General features: G+C 35.6%; 20 protein-coding genes. 10 read left to right on the top strand and 10 right to left on the bottom strand.

The features are described 5' to 3' along the window. Window positions 1-202: 202 nt before the first annotated feature. Both MHI57_RS02405 and MHI57_RS02400 read left to right on the top strand, forming a co-directional pair. Window positions 203-424, top strand: coding sequence for a hypothetical protein (locus MHI57_RS02405; RefSeq protein ID WP_095373379.1), 222 nt, complete (start codon window positions 203-205; stop codon window positions 422-424). A gap of 56 nt (window positions 425-480) precedes the next feature. After that, complete coding sequence (locus MHI57_RS02400) at window positions 481-2,511, top strand: catalase (protein ID WP_233435259.1); 2,031 nt, start codon at window positions 481-483, stop codon at window positions 2,509-2,511. A 339-nt stretch (window positions 2,512-2,850) separates the two neighbouring features. On the opposite strand, the gene sdaAA is transcribed toward MHI57_RS02400, so the two are convergent. The 7 genes from sdaAA to MHI57_RS02365 form a co-directional block, all read right to left on the bottom strand. Then, window positions 2,851-3,741 (bottom strand): L-serine ammonia-lyase, iron-sulfur-dependent, subunit alpha, encoded by an 891-nt coding sequence (gene sdaAA / locus MHI57_RS02395; protein ID WP_322909291.1) that lies wholly within the window; start codon window positions 3,739-3,741, stop codon window positions 2,851-2,853. 24 nt (window positions 3,742-3,765) lie between these two features. Next, on the bottom strand, window positions 3,766-4,428 hold the full coding sequence (gene sdaAB, locus MHI57_RS02390) for an L-serine ammonia-lyase, iron-sulfur-dependent subunit beta (RefSeq protein WP_095373382.1): 663 nt from the start codon (window positions 4,426-4,428) through the stop codon (window positions 3,766-3,768). A gap of 36 nt (window positions 4,429-4,464) precedes the next feature. Beyond that, entirely contained in the window at window positions 4,465-5,133 is a 669-nt protein-coding gene (locus MHI57_RS02385) for a helix-turn-helix transcriptional regulator (RefSeq protein ID WP_095373383.1), read from the bottom strand. Window positions 5,134-5,653: 520 nt separating this feature from the next. Beyond that, window positions 5,654-5,887, bottom strand: coding sequence for a group-specific protein (locus MHI57_RS02380; RefSeq protein WP_095373384.1), 234 nt, complete (start codon window positions 5,885-5,887; stop codon window positions 5,654-5,656). 95 nt (window positions 5,888-5,982) lie between these two features. Continuing rightward, window positions 5,983-7,911 (bottom strand): LTA synthase family protein, encoded by a 1,929-nt coding sequence (locus MHI57_RS02375; RefSeq protein WP_340974745.1) that lies wholly within the window; start codon window positions 7,909-7,911, stop codon window positions 5,983-5,985. Window positions 7,912-8,091: 180 nt separating this feature from the next. Beyond that, complete coding sequence (locus MHI57_RS02370) at window positions 8,092-8,328, bottom strand: hypothetical protein (RefSeq protein WP_340974744.1); 237 nt, start codon at window positions 8,326-8,328, stop codon at window positions 8,092-8,094. A 12-nt stretch (window positions 8,329-8,340) separates the two neighbouring features. Then, on the bottom strand, window positions 8,341-8,640 hold the full coding sequence (locus MHI57_RS02365; RefSeq protein WP_340974743.1) for a DUF2642 domain-containing protein: 300 nt from the start codon (window positions 8,638-8,640) through the stop codon (window positions 8,341-8,343). A 155-nt stretch (window positions 8,641-8,795) separates the two neighbouring features. On the opposite strand from MHI57_RS02365, the gene MHI57_RS02360 reads away from it, so the two are divergent. The 3 genes from MHI57_RS02360 (at window position 8,796) to MHI57_RS02350 (ending at window position 11,518) form a co-directional block, all read left to right on the top strand. Further along, the gene (locus MHI57_RS02360; RefSeq protein ID WP_340974742.1) at window positions 8,796-9,890 is read left to right on the top strand and encodes a glycosyltransferase; all 1,095 of its coding nucleotides are present in this window, start codon (window positions 8,796-8,798) and stop codon (window positions 9,888-9,890) included. Window positions 9,891-9,937: 47 nt separating this feature from the next. After that, window positions 9,938-10,393, top strand: coding sequence for a hypothetical protein (locus MHI57_RS02355; protein ID WP_340974741.1), 456 nt, complete (start codon window positions 9,938-9,940; stop codon window positions 10,391-10,393). 102 nt (window positions 10,394-10,495) lie between these two features. Further along, entirely contained in the window at window positions 10,496-11,518 is a 1,023-nt protein-coding gene (locus MHI57_RS02350) for a M42 family metallopeptidase (RefSeq protein ID WP_445293212.1), read from the top strand. Between the two features lie 77 nt (window positions 11,519-11,595). On the opposite strand, the gene MHI57_RS02345 is transcribed toward MHI57_RS02350, so the two are convergent. Next, window positions 11,596-12,315 carry a glycosyltransferase family 2 protein gene (locus MHI57_RS02345; protein ID WP_340974737.1) on the bottom strand — a complete coding sequence of 240 codons (720 nt, stop codon included), beginning with the start codon at window positions 12,313-12,315 and terminating at the stop codon, window positions 11,596-11,598. Between the two features lie 108 nt (window positions 12,316-12,423). On the opposite strand from MHI57_RS02345, the gene MHI57_RS02340 reads away from it, so the two are divergent. Next, complete coding sequence (locus tag MHI57_RS02340; protein ID WP_340974735.1) at window positions 12,424-13,506, top strand: glycosyltransferase family 4 protein; 1,083 nt, start codon at window positions 12,424-12,426, stop codon at window positions 13,504-13,506. A 442-nt stretch (window positions 13,507-13,948) separates the two neighbouring features. On the opposite strand, the gene MHI57_RS02335 is transcribed toward MHI57_RS02340, so the two are convergent. Then, window positions 13,949-14,662 carry a glycosyltransferase gene (locus MHI57_RS02335; protein ID WP_340974734.1) on the bottom strand — a complete coding sequence of 238 codons (714 nt, stop codon included), beginning with the start codon at window positions 14,660-14,662 and terminating at the stop codon, window positions 13,949-13,951. Between the two features lie 2 nt (window positions 14,663-14,664). After that, window positions 14,665-15,582 carry an NAD-dependent epimerase/dehydratase family protein gene (locus MHI57_RS02330; RefSeq protein WP_307314159.1) on the bottom strand — a complete coding sequence of 306 codons (918 nt, stop codon included), beginning with the start codon at window positions 15,580-15,582 and terminating at the stop codon, window positions 14,665-14,667. Window positions 15,583-15,749: 167 nt separating this feature from the next. Here MHI57_RS02330 and MHI57_RS02325 point away from each other — a divergent pair, with 167 nt between their 5' ends. The 4 genes from MHI57_RS02325 (at window position 15,750) to MHI57_RS02310 (ending at window position 19,701) form a co-directional block, all read left to right on the top strand. Beyond that, a complete protein-coding gene (locus tag MHI57_RS02325) occupies window positions 15,750-16,190 on the top strand; it encodes a hypothetical protein (protein WP_095373395.1) in 441 nt (146 codons plus the stop codon). Between the two features lie 171 nt (window positions 16,191-16,361). Beyond that, window positions 16,362-17,552 carry a glycosyltransferase family 4 protein gene (locus tag MHI57_RS02320; RefSeq protein WP_095373396.1) on the top strand — a complete coding sequence of 397 codons (1,191 nt, stop codon included), beginning with the start codon at window positions 16,362-16,364 and terminating at the stop codon, window positions 17,550-17,552. A 12-nt stretch (window positions 17,553-17,564) separates the two neighbouring features. Continuing rightward, window positions 17,565-18,482 carry an NAD-dependent epimerase/dehydratase family protein gene (locus MHI57_RS02315; protein WP_340974730.1) on the top strand — a complete coding sequence of 306 codons (918 nt, stop codon included), beginning with the start codon at window positions 17,565-17,567 and terminating at the stop codon, window positions 18,480-18,482. A 22-nt stretch (window positions 18,483-18,504) separates the two neighbouring features. After that, entirely contained in the window at window positions 18,505-19,701 is a 1,197-nt protein-coding gene (locus MHI57_RS02310; RefSeq protein WP_322909284.1) for a glycosyltransferase family 4 protein, read from the top strand. Window positions 19,702-19,747 lie beyond the last annotated feature (46 nt).

Below are 19,747 nucleotides of genomic sequence, written 5' to 3'. Positions count from 1 at the left end.
GAAATACTCTTATAAAAGGATAAACCTCATGAAAATTGGTTACATTATAATTGAACAATCCAAGTAAACAGCAAAGGAAAATAAGCATTTAAAAGGTTTTTAAGATACGATTTATATAAAGTTCTGTATTATCTAAAAGATTAGGCGAATGAAAGCCTAGTCTATCGCATTAATGCATCATTTCAAATGGAGGCGAATCTACATGGCTATTAAAAAGAATATGGAGTTTAAAATTAAAGATGGTTTTTTACCGAACTTATGTTTGTCAAAATCTTTGAAGGTTTTGGATGTAAGTGATAGTAGTATTATTATTGAAATGGGGTCTTCACAAAGACGTGGCGTTTTCCCGCCAGAAAACTTCAATTATTGGATTAATAAAGGGATATTAATTGCCGTGAAAGACCATCAAAAGCGTATATCATAAAATTTTATACATACTTTTTTACCGTCATCATACCTTTGATAATGGAGGTGACTGTAGTGGAGCGAGAAGGCAAAAAGCCAGAAAATAAAAAAACGAAACAATTAGAAGCATTCATTCGTGAAAATAAAAATCAACCGTTAACAACTAATGAAGGGGTAAAAATTGCGAATGACGAAAATACTCTAACAGCTGGTGAACGCGGTCCCACCTTGATGGAGGATTTTATATTTCAGGATAAAATGGCTCATTTTGATAGAGAGCGTATTCCTGAGAGAGTAGTTCACGCGAGGGGATTTGCTGCCCATGGGGTTTTTCGTGTATATGAATCGTTAGAAGATATAACAATGGCTCATTTTCTTCAAGATCCTAGTTTAGAAACACCAGTATTCGTCCGCTTTTCTCAGGTGGCGGGCTCTAGAGGGGTAAATGAAACGAACCGAGATGTACGGGGATTTGCAACAAAATTTTATACAGAAGAAGGTAATTTTGACCTGGTAGGGAATAATATTCCCATCTTCTTTATTCAAGACGGTATTAAATTTCCAGATCTCATTCATGCAGTAAAACCTGAACCGCATAATGAAATTCCACAAGGTCAAACAGCTCACGACACTTTTTGGGACTTCATTTCTAGCAATGAAGAATCTGCAGCAATGATGATGTGGATTATGTCTGACCGGACAATTCCCCGTAGCTTTAGAACGATGGAGGGCTTCGGCGTCCATACATTTAGACTGGTTAATAAAAATAACGAAGCGAGATTTGTTAAATTTCATTGGAAGCCTGTACTCGGCCTGCACTCGTTAATTTGGGATGAAGCACAAAAACTTGGCGGAGCTGATGCCGATTTTCACCGCAGAGATTTATGGGAAAATATCGAAGAAGGTCACTTTGCTGAGTATGAATTAGGCATACAAGTCATAAATGAAGAAGACGAATTTAAATTCGGCTTTGATATTCTAGATGCGACTAAATTATGGCCAGAAGAGCTTGTTCCCGTACGGAAAATAGGTAAAATGACATTGAATCGAAATGTAGATAATGTATTTGCCGAAACAGAACAAGTTGCTCTTCACCCTGGTAGTATTGTTCGTGGTATTGACTTCTCTAATGACCCCCTACTACAAACGCGTATTTTTTCCTATTCAGATACACAAATATATCGTGTAGGAACAAATTTTCAGCAAATTCCTATTAATCGTCCTGTTTGTCCATTTCATAACAACCAACGAGATGGAGCAGCCAGATATATTATCGATAAGGATAAAGTCGCTTATCACAATAATTCCTTGCAAAACAATACACCTTATGAAGTACCCCCAGCAAGAGGAGGATTCCTCACATATCCTTCTCAAGTTGAAGGCATGAAAGTTCGAAAAACTGCTCCAAGTTTTACAGACCACTTTTCTCAGGCGAGGTTATTTTGGAATAGTATGAGTGATGTTGAAAGGAATCATATTTTCTTAGCTTTTAGCTTTGAATTAGGTAAAGTAAAAAGTAAAATGGTCAGACAAAATGTAGTCAACCTCATTGGTCATATTAGCCACGATCTTGCCACATCCGTGGCACATAAAATTGGTGTTGAGCCACCAAATGTGAAAGAATCATCGGAAACTGCGTCCTCTAAAGCACTTAGTATGGCAAACACAACTTTTTCGCCAGCTACTTTAAAGGTGGGGATCATCGTAGCTGACCAATATGATGCAGCTATTGTACGTCCATTATTACAACAGCTGCTCGCAGCAAAAACTCGCCCGTTCATTATTAGTGAAACACAGGAAACATTGAATGGAACTGATGGTAGTACGCTTCAAGTCGACGATTCCTTTTTAACAGGCTCTCCACTGGTTTATGACAGTCTATTTGTCGTATCAGGAAGAGGAGCTACACCTCACTTTAATCAAAAAGCAAAGAGCTATATAATTGAACAATATAATCATTATAAACCGATCGGCTCTTCTCGAAGTGGCATGTACTTAATCCAAGAAGTTGGTATTATTAATAAACCTGGAGTAACAATCACAAATGGCCCTTTTAAAACTTATATACAAAATGTAGGTAAACAAAGGTTTTGGGAACGAGGATAATAGACAAAATACACAAGCATCAACTACCTTTGGCACCCATTTTACATTAGACCACTATTGTAGTGGTCTTCTCTTATGCTATGTCTGTACTTAATTGTAATCTGTGAAAAAGATGAACGTTTGAACGCCTATCGTATTGAAAGATAAGCACTATTTTAAGACTTTTTCATTCGATTTTGAGAAAAAGAATACCTAGCGCTCTTTGCTCTACTTCTTTCTCCTATACCTCATCCCTTATTAGCCGTAAAGCTACAACTTTTACCTAAACAATCAAAAAAAGAAACACTCTTGAATCGTATAGACACGAAGCAAGAATGTTCATTTAAGTACTATTTCATATTATTTACCTGCTTTTGCTTTGTTCCCAAAAATCTCTTTTTCTAACCTTCTACCTGTTGGTGTAGCAGCTAACCCACCTTCAGCCGTTTCTCTTAACGCAGAAGGCATCGTTTGACCAATACGATACATGGCATCAATTACTTCATCACATGGAATTCTACTTGTGATACCTGCTAATGCCATGTCAGCAGCTGTCATCGCATTTGAAGCACCCATTGCATTTCTTTTCACACAAGGGACTTCTACCAAACCAGCTACAGGATCACATACTAAACCGAGCATATTTTTTAAAGTAATCGCCATCGCATGTGCTGCTTGAGAAGGTGAACCGCCTGCCATTTCTGTAATAGCTGCAGCTGCCATCCCACTCGCTGAACCCACCTCTGCTTGGCAGCCACCAGCTGCTCCGGAAATGGATGCATTATTGGCAACAATAAAGCCAAAAGCTGCGGATGTAAATAAGAATTCAATCATTTCCTCTCTTGTTGGGTTAAGTACATCCTTAACAGCAAACAACGTTCCAGGTACAACGCCTGCGGAACCCGCTGTTGGTGTGGCACAAATAGTTCCCATTGCTGCATTTACTTCATTTGTAGCAACAGCTTTGCTAACAGCATCTAGCAGTGTATGACCAGAAAGTGCTTTTCCACTTTTTATATATTTTTGTAATAAAACCGCGTCTCCTCCTGTTAACCCAGAAACGGAAGTTACACCATTTAAACCTCTCTCTACTGCTTGTTCCATAACGGTAAGATTACGATCCATTTGGGCAATAATATCTTCACGTGCGCGCCCGGATACTTCAACTTCTTGGCGAATCATCACTTCTGCAATTTTAATTTGCTCTTTGTCTGCAATTTCTACTAATTCTGCCGCGTTCTTAAATAACATATACATCCCTCCTACATGCTGTCATTAATCCACCATCTTGATGACTTGAGTGATATGTGGTAACTGAGCAATTTCGTCCATTAAGTTTTGATCAATATTTTGGTCAACTTCAATGACCATTAAAGCCATTTTCCCTTTTTCTTTTCTTGACACTTCCATATGACCGATGTTTATTTCATGTTGTGCTAAAAGGTAAGTAACTTTTGAAATCACACCAAATTGGTCATTATGGACCACTAAGATAGCGGGATGTTCACCTGTAAGTTTAAGCGCAAATGAATTTAATTCAATTATTTCAATAGAGCCTCCACCAATGGAAATACCAACTAGCTCCATTTCTTTATCATCATCGAACAATTTAATGCGCACAGTATTTGGATGATCGACAACTGCTTCTTCAACAGAAAACACGATTTCCATTCCCAGTTGCTCGGCTAATTGAAGCGATCCAGGGATGCGTTCATCATACGTATCGTAATCAAGAATTCCCCCTACAATTGCCACATCTGTTCCATGTCCCTTATACGTTTTCGCAAATGAACCATAAAGATATATTTCCGCTTTAGAAGGCTGTCTGCCAAATAAGGTCCGAGCTACCCTTCCAATTCGAGCAGCTCCAGCTGTATGTGAGCTAGAAGGTCCGATCATAACTGGGCCGATAATATCAAATGCTGATCTATATTTCATATCTTATGCTCCTTTATCATTAACTGACTCTTTATCTTATACATACTCATGTGTGTTCTCATTCTCATTCATCACTTTTATCTTTTGTAAATAATTATAAATAGTAAACTTAGAAACTCCTAAAATAGAAGCAACATATTCATTGGCTCCTTTAATTAAGAAGGTTCCTTTTTCCTCTAACCTTTTCACTGCCTCAATTTTTTCATCAATCGTCATACTTGCAGGTGCCTTTTTAAACGGTTGAAGGACTTGTTCTACCATTTCGTGAACAATATCCTGTACGGATGTAAAGAAAGTTTCATCCTTTGTATCTTCTTCATTAAAGTTTGTTAACGTTTCAAGGACACCACCAAATTGCATCATCAAGCTTATATCGTAGTTCATACATAGCGCGCCAATAATTTTATTATGTTCATCTCGTAAGAAAACGGTCGATGATTTCATTACATTTCCTTTTGGTGTCTGCGTTTTATAGTTGGCAAGATCCTCTGCCTCATGGTTACCCTTTGCTAATTCGTTCAAAACTAAATCCGTAATTGGAGCACCAATTGAACGACCAGTTACATTACCGGCAAGATGTATAAGCGATTTCTTAAAATCTGCGAAATCATGAACACCTACTTCACAATGAGGGCCAAACATTTTCACAAGCATATCTGCCGTTCTAATAGCAAAGTCAAATATATGTTGATCCTTCTTTTTCATCTTTGTCACATCCTATACTCTTCGAATGAAACCGTTTTCAAAATGGTTGTATTTCAAATCCTAATCATCATAACACACATAAACTATAATTAAAATATTTTTTTAATGCATACAATTTTTTTGTAAAATCATTCTGAAAGAACTATAAACTAAGAACAACAAATAAAAACAGTGAGTCTAAAATAGCTATTATGTAAATTTATATGAGAATAGATTATATCCACAATTCACTCGAGAAAGAAGGGGGCATTTACTTGTTACGTGTCAACGTATCCCCACGTCTATCATCAAAATCACTCACTTTTCGTACGTGAGCAGAGTTTTTTTGTTTAATTTTGCCAACGCTCATAGTTTGGGACTCTTCTCTGAAGTGGAAAACTGCTTTTTTTATTTTGTGAGGGTTTCAGCTTGGATTAAATTTATGAGAGCAACTTTAAAATACTTTCAAATCATGCTACACACATCGACCCAAAAAACAACAAATGAAAAGCGAAAGAACAAAAGTCCTCTCGCTTTATCATCAAACATTTCTTAAGACTAAATGAAGACGATTATTTCTCGTGTCTTGCTCCTCTTCATCAGCTAAATCGTATTTCTTTAATAAATGAAATACATCGTTTAGGATTTCTTGGCTATGTTCTTCTTGGAAAAAAAGGTCGAACTTTGCATGCAAATCCTTAGGCAAATACGATTGCTGATCTATATACTTATTTTTTACATCAGTCATTGTGTGATCTAATTTGCATTCGCTCATCTTTTATCCCCCTTAATCAATTTTTCAATGTATGAAGTATAACATTGAATATAAGTTATTTGCTATATTTTAACCTGAAGTTCACATTCAATACTTTAACTTTCCGCTTCATCGTCTTGAACATATTGATAGTCCTCACGATTGATAGGGGTAAACCCTGCTGGATGATAAAACCTTAATAAATCTTTTGTTAATATTTCATCTGAAAGATCAAGTTTTTCTCTCGCTGCTTGTGTCAGTTGATCAAACTCCTCCTCATACGATATCATTTTACCGCTTTTACTATCATAATAACGCTGATTAATCATACTTATATCATTCGAGACAAAATCACCATTTCGCAATGGTGTAAGTTCGATATGACCATCGGCTAATAAATCTGTTCCTAGACCTAAATACTGATTGGTTTCAACCCCTAATAAATGTAGAAGTGTAGGCCTAATATCTAATTGTCCACCGATAGGTTGAGGATAATCACCTGTTTTCACTCCAGGGATATGAATAAAGACGGGGACTTGTTGTAGTTTTAGACTTTCGAATGGTGTAATTTCTTTACCGATAATCTCTGCCATCGCTTCATTATGATTCTCTGAGATTCCGTAGTGATCACCATAAAGGACAATAATAGAACGGTCATACAATCCACTCTTTTTCAAATCTGTGAAAAACTTAGATAATGCGGAATCTAAGTAATTTGCCGATTGAAAATACTGATTAACAACCTTATCATTTGTATTAGCTTGTGGGAAATTTGTATCCCATTCGTCCATTTCAAAAGGAAAATGATTGGATAATGTAATAAATTTTGCGTAAAAAGGTTCAGGTAATCCCTGTAATATTGGCATCGACTCTTCAAAAAAAGGTTTATCTTTCAATCCATAATTCTTCGTATTTCTCTCATTCATATCATAATATGATGCATCATAGAAACGGTCATAGCCTTGAGAACGATACATTTCATTCCGATTCCAAAATGTTTTATAATTCCCATGAAAGGAAGCAGATGTATAACCATATTCCTTTAATATTCCTGGTGTAGATTGAAAGGTATTTTGGGCTTTATTTACATAGGCCGATCCTTGCGGCATGCCATATAAAGAATTATCAAGAATGAACTCAGCATCCGAAGTTTTACCTTGACCCGTTTGATTATAGATCTGATCGAAATAAAACGTCACCTCATCTTCTACTAAAGAATTGAGAAAAGGTGTGACTTCCCTCCCTTCTATTTTCATATTGATTACAAAATCTTGTAATGATTCCATTGAGACTACTATCACATTGCGATTTTGCGCCAATTGAAAATAATCCTGAGAAGGCGAAACATAGTGATCTTGATTTTCTTTTTTAATCTTCGCCACATCTTCGCTATCTGCCATTGCTCTTTCACTAGTCGCATGTATATTTTGATAAATGTCAAAAAGTGTGAAATTGTATAACCCTAAATACTTGACTATATAGGCGCGATCAAATGAGCGCTGAAATAACCCCGGTCGATCCTTTTCTGCTAAAATGACATTTCCTATAACCATCATTATTCCTAAGAAAAGACCTAGCAATGCCATTTTCATGCTTCGATGTCCAACAATCTTACCTTTAAATACGGTTAAAAGGACGACCAACACGATCAAATCTATATAAAAGAGAATATCTAATGGCTGTATGAGGGCGAAGGCACTATTACTTAATTGCCCCCCATTTGTTCTTGTTTGCATTAAGACTGGTATTGTAATGAAATCATTGAAGAATCGATAGTATACAATATTTGCATAAAGAATAATGGTTAAAAGAAGATCCATGATAAGTAAATAAATCATTTGTTTACGTTTATTAAATATATACAAGATAAAAAATAAGCTAGCAGAACTTAAAATATGTGTAGTTAATATAATCATTTGTGTTCCCAGCTCAATACTCATTCGAAACTGTGTGCTATATGTAATCAAGAGCTTCATAACAAAACTACTTAATGCAATGAGAAAAATCGTATGAAATGAAATATATTTATGGCTTTTTTCTTCCATTATAAAACCTCTTTCACGTTCTTTTATAAGTATAAATGCAATATGATATAGGCTTGCTCCTATTGAAGACGAAGACAAAAATAATAAAGTTTCAAAAATGAAGCTTTTTGATATCGTCCTGCTACAAAAACAAAAATGAGAAAGCCTTCAAAGGTAAAGACCTTCGAAGGCTTTAAGTCATCAATAGACTCCTGATAACTCCATATAACTTACATTACATAACGGGATAATAATCTCGTCCGTTTCATTAGAATAATATCCAGATACGACACGAGCTAACACAAGTGAACCATCTTCTACACGTAACAGGACGCCTGTTTGAGAAGTAAAGTTACTTACTACTGTGACCGTACGGCCAATATAGTTAGTACATTCTTCTTCTAGTGTAGAGGCAAAATTTGAAACCCCTCTAGACATTTAAACCCCTCCTTATCCTAATTTGACAACAGATTGAATATTTTTAAATGGTACGAAGTATGTTGAAGTCCCGTCAGTAACAACGGCATAATCTTGTCTTACTGCTGCTAATACACCTTCAACTGGACCACCAGTAGTTTCTTTTTCGACAAAAGAACCCACTAAACGTCTTAACTCATTTCTTAAACCTTCGAAATTACAGAAGTCATCGCCAGTTTCATTGTTCTGAGATGGTCTTCCACAACACTCATTCCATTCTTTTTTCTTACCACCTTGATAACGATGTTTTTTCTTAGAGTCAGTACATAACATATTGTAATACCCTCCCTTCACTCCTTAATCACTAACTATCTTATGTTGTTTTCCTCAAACTGAATGGACGAGTTTCCCAGTACAAACGCCTTTTTTATAACAATTCCTTTAGCGCCACACATATAATGTAAAAAACATGATTGGAAGTGTTTTCGATGAAATCCATATTAATGGTAGCTGATCACTTAGGAGCAAACGGAACAGTGACTTATATATTTACAATTAGTAAAGCATTAAAAGCCATGGGTTATACGATTATTGTAATCGGGAGACCGGGCGTATTAGGAGACAATTTTAAGCAAGAGAACATTCCTGTCTATGAGGTTACTATTCCGACCACCTTTGACAAAAAATCTAATGAATTACAAGCAAAAATAGAGGAAATCATTCATAACCATCAAATTGATCTCATTCATTGTCATCAAGTATATTCAGGTATTTTGTTACTTCATATGGCACAAAAACATAACATCCCCTATGTTTACACCCTTCATGGCCTATATAACAGAAAAGATGAGTTATTAAAAATACTGCCAAAATGTAATCAAATCATTACTGTTAGCCAATTAGTTCAAGAGCAATTGGTTCAACAGTATAATTTGTCATCTACCTTCATCCCAAATGGCATTGATGGAAATGATTATTTTTATCAATCTGACATAACTGTAAGAAAAAACCTTCATATCCCAGAAACAGGATTTGTCGTCTTTTATGCCAGCCGGCTCGAATTTGATAAAGCAGATATTTGCATGCGGCTGTTAAAATCCATTGCAGAATTGAGACAACCAAACCTATACGCACTTGTTGCTGGGGAAGGTTTTAGAACGAAACAAATTCATAATATGATTAAAGCGATGAATCGGAAAAGAGCAACACCGTACGTTCATTTATTAGGCTCACAACAAGATTTACGTCCCTTTTACTATTCCGTTAATGCGGTTGTAGGAACCGGAAGAACAGCAATGGAAGCGATATGCTGCGAAGTTCCTGTTATAGCAGCAGGAGCAAAAGGTTATAGTGGAATTGTGACAAAAGAAAACTGGGAAAAAATGAAATATGGCCATTTTGCTGATCATCAGGCAGATCAACCTATTCATCAACGGAATATCAAAAATGACATCCTCCAATTAATGACTCATGAAAAAAACCTCGTAGAAATGAAAGAAATTCGTCAAGCATTATTAAAAGATTTTAACATTGCGAAAATCACAAAAGATTTAACGAGTTTGTACGTTAACATCGTCAATTAATGTTAAAATATGCTAAAAGAAACGAAAAAAGGAGGTGCAAGCTCCCCATGTCTAGAAAGAAAATCATATTTATTTCTTTCATAAGTTTAACAACGGTTTTCACCGCCATACTTATTTGTTTTGCGGTGCTAGAGGGAGTGACTTATCAAGCAGCTTCAAAACTGGCAGACACGCTTCAAGAAGAAGACATGCAAAAATTATTAAATGACCCTACAATCCAGTCATATATAAATGAAAAAGACGAGATTACAACAATGAACTTAAGTAAAACGGACTTACCAATAAAAACGAGATCAGAAGCCATGACTAAAGTAACGCAAACCTTTAGCAATCAAGACATCAAGGATTTTTCTACAAAACTAAAACAAGGGTTAACGGAGAAAGATAAGAAAGAATTAATGGACACCGTTAATAAGCATTTTAGTGAAGAAGAAATTCTTTCACTAAAAATACTTGCCATACAAGAGCTTAAAAAAAGAGAATCTCAATCACAAAAGCAATAAACAGCCTAGCATGTTCAGACACACCAAAAAGGCGTATAATAATAGACAATTAAACATATAGGAGGCACACAAAATTTGACTAACTTTCAAACGAAAGAAACACTGCAATTATTAAAAGATTTAGTTTCCATCCCTAGTCCATCAGGGAATACATATGAAGTAATTTCATTCGTTGAGGAATACTTGCGTGAACTTGGAGTACAAACACGAAAAAACCGCAAAGGTGCTCTTATCGCAACAATTACTGGCAAAGACAATTCTCAACATAGGATGTTAACTGCACATGTGGATACATTAGGAGCCATTGTAAAGGAAATTAAGCCGAGTGGCAGATTAAAAATTGATCTGATTGGTGGGTTTCGTTATAACTCTATTGAAGGCGAGTACTGTCAAATAGAATCGTCAGATGGAAAAAAATATACTGGTACGATTCTCATGCATCAGACCTCTGTTCACGTATATAAAGATGCTGGGACAGCGGAAAGAAATATAAATAATATGGAAGTACGTTTAGATGAAGAAATACACTCCATTGAAGACGTTAAAAAACTAGGAATTGCCGTAGGAGATTTTGTTTCATTTGATCCACGAGTGGAAATAACCAACGCTGGATTTATCAAATCTAGACATTTGGATGATAAAGCAAGTGTAGCTATTTTACTGCAGTTAATTAAAGATATCGTTACTGCTCGTATTGAATTACCTTATACAACTCATTTCCTCATTTCAAATAATGAAGAAATTGGTTATGGAGGCAATTCAAATATCACTGACGAAACAGTAGAATATTTAGCTGTGGATATGGGAGCGATCGGTGATGGACAGGCAACTGATGAATATACGGTTTCTATTTGTGCGAAGGATTCTAGTGGGCCTTATCATTATCAATTGCGTAAACATTTAGTCGCTCTCGCAGAAGAACATCAAATCGGTTATAAAGTGGATATTTATCCATACTACGGTTCCGATGCATCTGCCGCTATTAGAGCTGGATTTGATATTATTCACGGATTAATAGGACCAGGTATCGATTCCTCCCACGCTTTTGAGCGCACGCATGAAAAGAGTATTCGCCAAACTTACGACTTACTTTATTATTATTTACTGTCAGAACTAGTGGGTTAAAGCTTAACATCCAATATGCAATTTATATAACCATACCTGCCAAAAACTTATCGTTTGACGGCAGGTATATTTTTTTCCTAATGCCCATCCCTTCTTAACTCTGAGATTTTCTTTAATACTTGATTTCGATACTGTCTCTTTATAAAGAGAACTTCTTGCTTTATCTCTCTTTGATGACGCACTGTCCCCATTTCTTCATGCACACGATAATTCACTAACTTTTCAGAAAGATAGTAAAATTCCTCACTTAGGCCAACCCGCAGCCACATCTCATAATCATGTGTATATCGATAACTAACATCAAATGGACCAACTTCGCGTAATAAATCCATATGCAGCATAACTGTACAACCGTGAATAAAACATCTATTTAATAAAGCTTTTAAAAAGTGACTTCGCAATGAATAGGTTTGATTAAAATAAGCATCTATCTGTGAATCACTCTTCCCAATTGTCTCACAGCCGGTATAACAAGCTCTTACGCCATATGTTTCCATATACTTTAGTTGTTTTTCTATTTTTGTTGGCTTATAGCTATCATCGGCACTAAGCCAACAAAAATATTTACCTGTTGCAATTTGAATTCCAGCATTGAGAGCTGTAGCTGTGCCTCCATTTTCCTTCCTTACATAAGTAACCTGTTTTTTATATGGTTCAAGTTTATCAAGATGTAATGTGGAGCCATCATCGATGACAATAATCTCGATATTTCCATATGTCTGTGCAAGCAGACTTTCAATTGCCTCACCAATATACCGGCAATTATAAAAAGGGATGACTACTGAAACTTTATCCATAAATTAAATGCACTCCGTTCTTTCTTTCTAGACGTATTGTCCATACCACATGTGAGACTTAAGCATATTCATAATATTAGAGGATAAATGTGATAGGAGGAGTACATCTTGAAAGTATTATTTATATTCTATGTACCAAGTGGAGGAGTCGAAACCTTAAATCGACAAAGAAGTATTGCTTTAAAGGACGTTGGAATCACTTGCCATTTTCTATACTATGAAAACCGTAGAAATTATTTAAATGAACACTATAATCCTGTATTTATTAAAAATGATGAAGAAGAAATTATTAACCTTATAAAGAAACATCAATATGACGCCATTGTCATTACTTCTGATTTTAAAATGGTGCCTGCTATCAAAAAAAGTGGGTACAAAGGAAAAATCTTTGTTGAAATCCAAGGTTATGGGTCGATACAACAAACAAGATATGGTTTTTCTATCGGTAAAACATTAGCAGAGAAGGATATTGATGGTTTTCTTAATCCAAGAACTCCCCATATTTCCACATTATTAAGTGAAATGTTCCCAAATGTGCCTAAGTATGAATTTAATAATTGCTTTGATTGCAGTCACTTTAACTATAAAGCGACTGGCAAAAGTTTTGTCCAACCAATTATTGGTTGGGTTGGTCGAATCGAGGATAATAAAAACTGGCAGGAATTTTTGAACATTTGTTTTCTACTCAAAAGGAAACTACGTAATCAGCTACAAGTCTACTTTTTTGAAGATCCCACACTATCTTTACCCGAAGATAGAGAGGATTTTTTTAAGGTGATGAAAAAGTATCATTTAGAAAAAAACATCAATTTATTACCGAATATTCCTAATGAGAAAATGGCTGACTACTTTTCCATTATTAGTGATTCTGGTGGTTTTCTTTGTTCGACCTCAAAAATAGAAGGTGCCCCATTAACAGCATTAGAAGCGATGAGCTGTAGATGTCCGATACTCACAACTGACTCTAGCGGTATAAGAACAGCTGTTACTCATAATGTTACCGGCAAATACTATGAAATTGGCAACCCAAAAGAAGCTGTTAAAGAAGGAATAGAGCTGATTCAAAACCAGACGCTCAGACAGACAATTATTAATAACGCAGTATCCCATGTAAAAACGAACTTTGCCCCCTCGCTTTATGCTCAGAATTTCAAGAAAATGATGACAAGTACATTACCAGTAAGTAACTGAATATGTTTTATGGATGGAAAAACAAATAAAAAATTCAAATACCAAATCTGTTACGTGCTGTTGTTTTTTAATTGAACGTAATGTCATCTTATAAGGAATACGTTGCAACTACTCATTTAAATATTTTATTTATTCAGATGCCTCTTTAAGGAATTGAAAAAAGTAGATTGTAATAATCATACATTAGGAAATGAATTGAGCAGTACATTACACTGCTCAATTCTGTTTTTACTCTATTGGTATAACTCGGAATCTTAACTCCATTGATGTTTTCGCCCTTTAGGGTTTTACTTACTCTGCAATCATTTTTTTAACCATCTCTATCAGTTTAACAATTAGAACGCACAAAAGTATTTTATGTAAAAAGAAAACACTCCATATTCGGAGTGTTCATTTGGCATGTATTCATCTATGTCACTATTTATAAAAACTAGTATCATTTTTATATCAACTTTTTTAAGTGTTTCCTTAATTTTTTACGATAAATGGCTTCGAGTTTACGTATTTCCAGTTTCATTGCCGGCTGATTTTTAGCTGATGTTGAATTACTATGAGAACGATATTTTGTTAGACTTTCATTAATAAATGCTATTGAAGTTTTGGCAAGGACCACTCTTAACCACATATCATAGTCTTGGGTATATTTATATTGAGGATTAAAATAGCCCACTTCATTAAATACATCTTTCTTTATCATAACTGTGCACCCGTTAACAGGATTGTAGTATAAAAATGTTTCATAAATATGACCGGTAGATAGAAAATTAATCGTTAAGTTTTTCATCAAAACTTCATTATTTTCATTGATGATATCATAGTTTGTAAAACTCATATCCACTAGACGATTTTCCATAAAATCTACTTGTTTTTCAATCTTTTCATGTTCAAATAAATCATCGGCACTTAACCAGGCAATATATTTACCTTTAGCAGCTTTTATTCCCGTATTTAATGCAGCTGCTGTCCCTTTATTTCTTTGATAAAGATAGGTTAGTTTATCTTTATACGCTTGCACTAAATGTACGTATTCAGTTGAACCATCATCGACAACAATTAATTCAATATTTTGATACGTTTGTTGTAATACACTTTCAATTGCTTGATCGACATATTGGCAATTATAAAAAGGAATAACGACCGAAACTAGTGGCTCCATATTTACACATCCTTCTTTATCTTATTCCTAAAGTGAGTTAACACATCATTTAAAGATTCTTTTAACGTGTAGTCTCTCACCCAACCTAATTCTCTTAATCTTTGTGCACTCATTGATGCGACATAAGATGGTCGTAACTCTTCCACTTCTTCAAAATGAATATTTTCATTTGTAAGAGATTTGTAAATAGCCATCACTTCAAGAAGTGTGTAAGATGTTTCAGAACAAATCTCGTACACTTCACCAACTTTTCCTTTTCTTAACAACAATTCGTAAGCCTTTATAGCATCTCTTACATCGAGAAAATCTCTTGTAGCATTGACAGCAATCTCAATAGCTTCTTCCTTATCATGAGAATGCATTGCTTCTATTTCTGCGATTCGTTGACCTAAAATGGCACAAATCCCCGTCGAATTTCCTGGCCCAATTAAATTCGTAGGTTTGGCTAAGATGACTTGGCTTTCAAAGAGCTGAATCCAGGACTTTGCCAGTATGACTTGTATTGTTTTACTAAGACTATAAGGGTTTTTCAGCGTCTCTATTTGATTGGGTTCAAACTCTAAGGCAGAACCCGGTATAAGAATGCGACAGTGTTTCACATGCTTTCTAGCTTCATCTATTAATTTGGCTGTTGCCATCGTATTAACACTTAATACATCTACTGGATGTTCCCATGAATCAGTAACACTACATCTCCCAGCTAAATGTAAAATATAATCAGGCTTACTGACATTTACTGCTTCTTCAATTTGTTCAAGCGATAATAAATCGCAAATAATTACATTATATGGTAATGATAATATTGGTTGATTCCTCATTAATGCATATACTTGATAACCTTGTTTATGAAAGAAATCACATGCATGCCGACCCGTAAACCCACCAGCACCAGTAATAAGGATTGTTTTCCCTTTACCCATATTGCCCCTCTCACTCTCCAATTCGAACAACTTACTAAATAGCATATGAAGAGTTTGTCTATTTGTTTCGGGCTCAATTCGTTAAAAAAATGGTGAAACTTGTCCAAGCACCTTACACTTCATTCACATAATGTATTACTAACTGACAAGCAAAGGAGGTGAACATTATGGGAACATTTTTAGATTCACAAAGTTCACAAAACTCAACAGCTAATGGTCAGATTAGTATACCTGTAACAGCTACACCAGCATTATTCGGTACATTAGGCTTGAATTTAGCAGGTGCTGGTGCTAATCCACGTGTAACATTTTCTATCAGTGCCGCCTTCACTTCATTAGCTACAGTGTTAACACCGATTGTCGTCAACGTATATCGTGTGGTGAACGGTACCCCAAGCCTCATTTATTCAGCCACACAATCATTAGCAGTTGCAGGTCTCGGAGTAGCTTCAACTACTGTATTATCTTTCAATGGTGCTGATTACAACCCAATTGATTCAACGACTTTTCCAATTTATCGTGCAACAATCAATGTAGGAGGCGGGGTAGTGTTATTTCCAACACGAACAGGACCAGAAACATTTTATGCAGCTGCCTATTCTGATTAATTCTTGAATGACGCAAAACACGGACAATATATGTTTTTAACATGTTTTGTCCGCGTTTTAATTTGAACAGAGCTATTCTATTTATGATATTTAGCAGGTATACCCGTCTATAACCGATTATAGCGCACTGCATATACATAGTATGTGGACAATCAAAAAGGAGAGGAACATATGAGGATTTTATTTGCAACCTTTTGGCAAATTCCGCATGTTGGTGGCGTATGGAAATATATGAACCAACTAAAGAATAGATATGAACTACTTGGTCATACAGTAGATATCATTGGCTTTACTCAAGGTCATAAAGCACTTGCGGTCATTAATCGTAATATTTTTATCCCTACACCCGCTGGACAACCACCTATGGCTGAGAGTAATGATCCAATTATTGGCTCTTATTCTTCCTTATTAGACATATATATAAATTGTTTCAAACAAATTGACCTTAGCGAATATAATGTCATACATGCCCAAGATATTTTCTCTTCTATCGCAGTCAATCGATTAAAACACCCTCACACTGCATCAGTTACTACAATGCATGGATGTGTAGCTCAAGAAATTATTGATGCCCATTATCATGGGCAAATAGAAAATCGCTCCATCGAAGGTGTTCAATATTTCTGTCAACTTGAAAAACAAGGAGCCGAAGCAAGCGATTGTACGATTGTGGCAAACCAATGGATGTATGAAAAGTTGATCTCCCAATTCGGTGTATCGAGTCAGCAATTAAACATTTTACACTATGGCTATGATATTGAAGCTTTTACTGCTAGCGCTAAGGAAACAACCAATATAAAAAAACCACGGAATAAAAAAGTGATTATTTTCACAGGGAGGTTCACACCATTCAAGGGAGTGAGGTTTCTTATTGAAGCACTTTCAATGCTTAAGAAAAAAAGACGTGATTGGGTATGTTGGCTGGTAGGGAACGGTCCTGAAGAGAACGAATTGAAAAAACTTGTTAAAGAAGCACGATTAGAGAAAGATATTGTCTTTCTAGGGCAACGAGACGATGTCCCTGCCTTACTGCAACAGTCAGATATGCTTATTTTACCAACGTTAATTGAGAACCAGCCTTTATCAGTTATTGAAGCACAAATTTCTGGGAAAGCCATTATCGCTAGTCAAGTCGGTGGTGTCCCCGAGATGATTCAACATGGAATGACAGGCATGCTAGTACCTCCAAAAAACGCCTACCCCCTTTATGAAACGATTGCTTATCTCTTACAAGAGCCAGCATTCTTGAATAATCTCGGTATGCGTGCCAAACATTTCGCACATGATTACTGGCGTTTAGCCCCAGCCATTGATTGTGTTATTGCCGTTTACGAAAAAGCCTTGAAGACAAAGCAAACATAGGGAGGAAGAAGCATGAATATTGTTATTAGTGGAGGAGCAGGATTTATTGGTTCACATTTAGTAGACTATTTTGTAAAAGAAGGAGCTAAAGTATATGTGATTGATAACTTCTCATCTAGCACAAATAAAAATATCCACCCTGAGTCAATCGTTCTTGATTGTGATATAAGAAGTGACAAAATAAAGCAACATTTTTCTAACATAAAACCTGATCTTGTTTTCCATCTTGCTGCTCAAGCAGATGTAACAAAATCTATCAAATATCCAACTGCAGATGCAGATATTAATATCGTTGGTACAATCAATCTACTAGAAGCTAGTGTACAAGCAAAAGTAAAACAATTTATATTCTCCTCTACCTCAGCTGTTTACGGAGAATCATCAGAGGATATTATTCACGAAACAGATTCCACTCAACCAATCTCCTACTACGGTATGTCAAAATATGCAGCAGAAAATTATATCCGCCTCTACCATCATTTATATCAATTACCCTATACGATATTACGCTATGGCAATGTGTATGGTCCTAGACAAACACCAAAAGGAGAAGGTGGTGTTATTGCTGTTTTCCTTCAAAAGATTTTATCCGGAGAATCACTTAATATCCATGGTAATGGTGAACAAACGCGAGATTTTATATTTGTTGACGATATCGTTCTGGCAAATGTGTCTGCTAGTAAACAAGTCTCAAATGATACCTTTCATGTGAGCACAGGTTTAAAGACTTCAGTTAATCAAATCATTGAAAAACTCTCGCATATTCATTCCAAGCCGATAAAGAAACAATATGTTACAAGTCGCCAAGGAGATATAAAAGATAGCTGCCTTTCCCGAGAAAAAATCAAACAGAAACTCAATTGGGTACCACACCATTCTATCGACGAGGGCTTACTACAAACCTATCAATTTATGAAAAACAAAAGCTAACTTAATGTAAAGGAGCTTTTTTATGAAGATTCTATTAGCTACGTATTGGGCGATTCCTCACTTAGGGGGAGTGTGGAATTATATGATTCAGTTAAGAAAAGGGCTTGAGGCACAAGGTCATGAGGTAGATCTAATGGGGTTTAATACACAAAACCGTCATGTCATTATTATTAATAAAGATATTAGTATTCCGATTACAACGTTTCCTCATACAGAACTTCCGCCTGATGAATTAATTGTTAAATATACCGCTTATCAAAGCAAGGAATATGAGAAGGCAGCTGCTCAAATGGATTTGGAAGCATATCATATCATACATGCACAAGACGTTATTGCAGCCCGGGCAATTGATCACTTAAAACTCAAACACCCTGCTCTCATTACAACTATACATGGATCCCTGACAAAAGAAATAAAAGAACAGTTTTTCCAAGACCCTTCATCAAAACTGGAGAATTTATCGTATTTTAAGAATTTAGAATACATCGGTGGAATGGCAGGTTATACCACTATTGTAGCTAATGAATGGATGAAAAATATTTTATGTAATGATATTCACATCGAGAGTCATCAACTAACTGTCCTTCACTATGGGTTTGATATTGATGATTTCTTATTACGAGCTGCAAAACCTGCAAACCATATTAGAAAAAGAAAAAAAAGACAGAAACTATTCATATATACAGGTAGACTCATTAAAGCAAAAGGTGTACAGTATTTGATCACCGCGTTGTCATATTTGAAAGAACAAAATAATGACTGGGTTTGTTGGATCATTGGTGATGGCGAAGAAAAACAGCATCTACAAAAACTAACGAATGATTATCATTTAAGAAATCAAATTCTCTTTTTAGGAGAAAGAAATGATGTCCCCTCTCTATTACAACAAGCTGATCTATTCATTTTACCAACACTCTCAGAAAACCAGCCTTTATCAATTATCGAAGCACAACTATCAGGATTAGCTATTATCGCTAGTGATGTAGGAGGCATACCTGAAATGATTGAAGATGGCGTAACAGGATTTCTTACACCGATAGGAGACTCAAAGAAACTAGCCGAAAAAATGGCTTTCTTACTACATGAGGATATGGTCAGAAGAAGTATAGGTACGAAAGCATTTGAGTTTGCTACTAGTCACTGGTCGTTAGCTAACGCCATTAAACTAGTACTCCCCCTCTATCATCAGGCGATACAGAAAAAACAGATGAATAATTGAATTAAAAAAACGATCAATCCGGTTTGATTCGCTAAAAATCTAAATG

This window comes from Cytobacillus sp. FSL K6-0129, assembly GCF_038007625.1.
Lineage (GTDB): Bacteria > Bacillota > Bacilli > Bacillales > Cytobacillaceae > Cytobacillus > Cytobacillus kochii.
The sequence above is the reverse complement of the archived record's forward strand: the minus strand, read 5'-3'. Positions and strand labels throughout refer to the sequence as shown.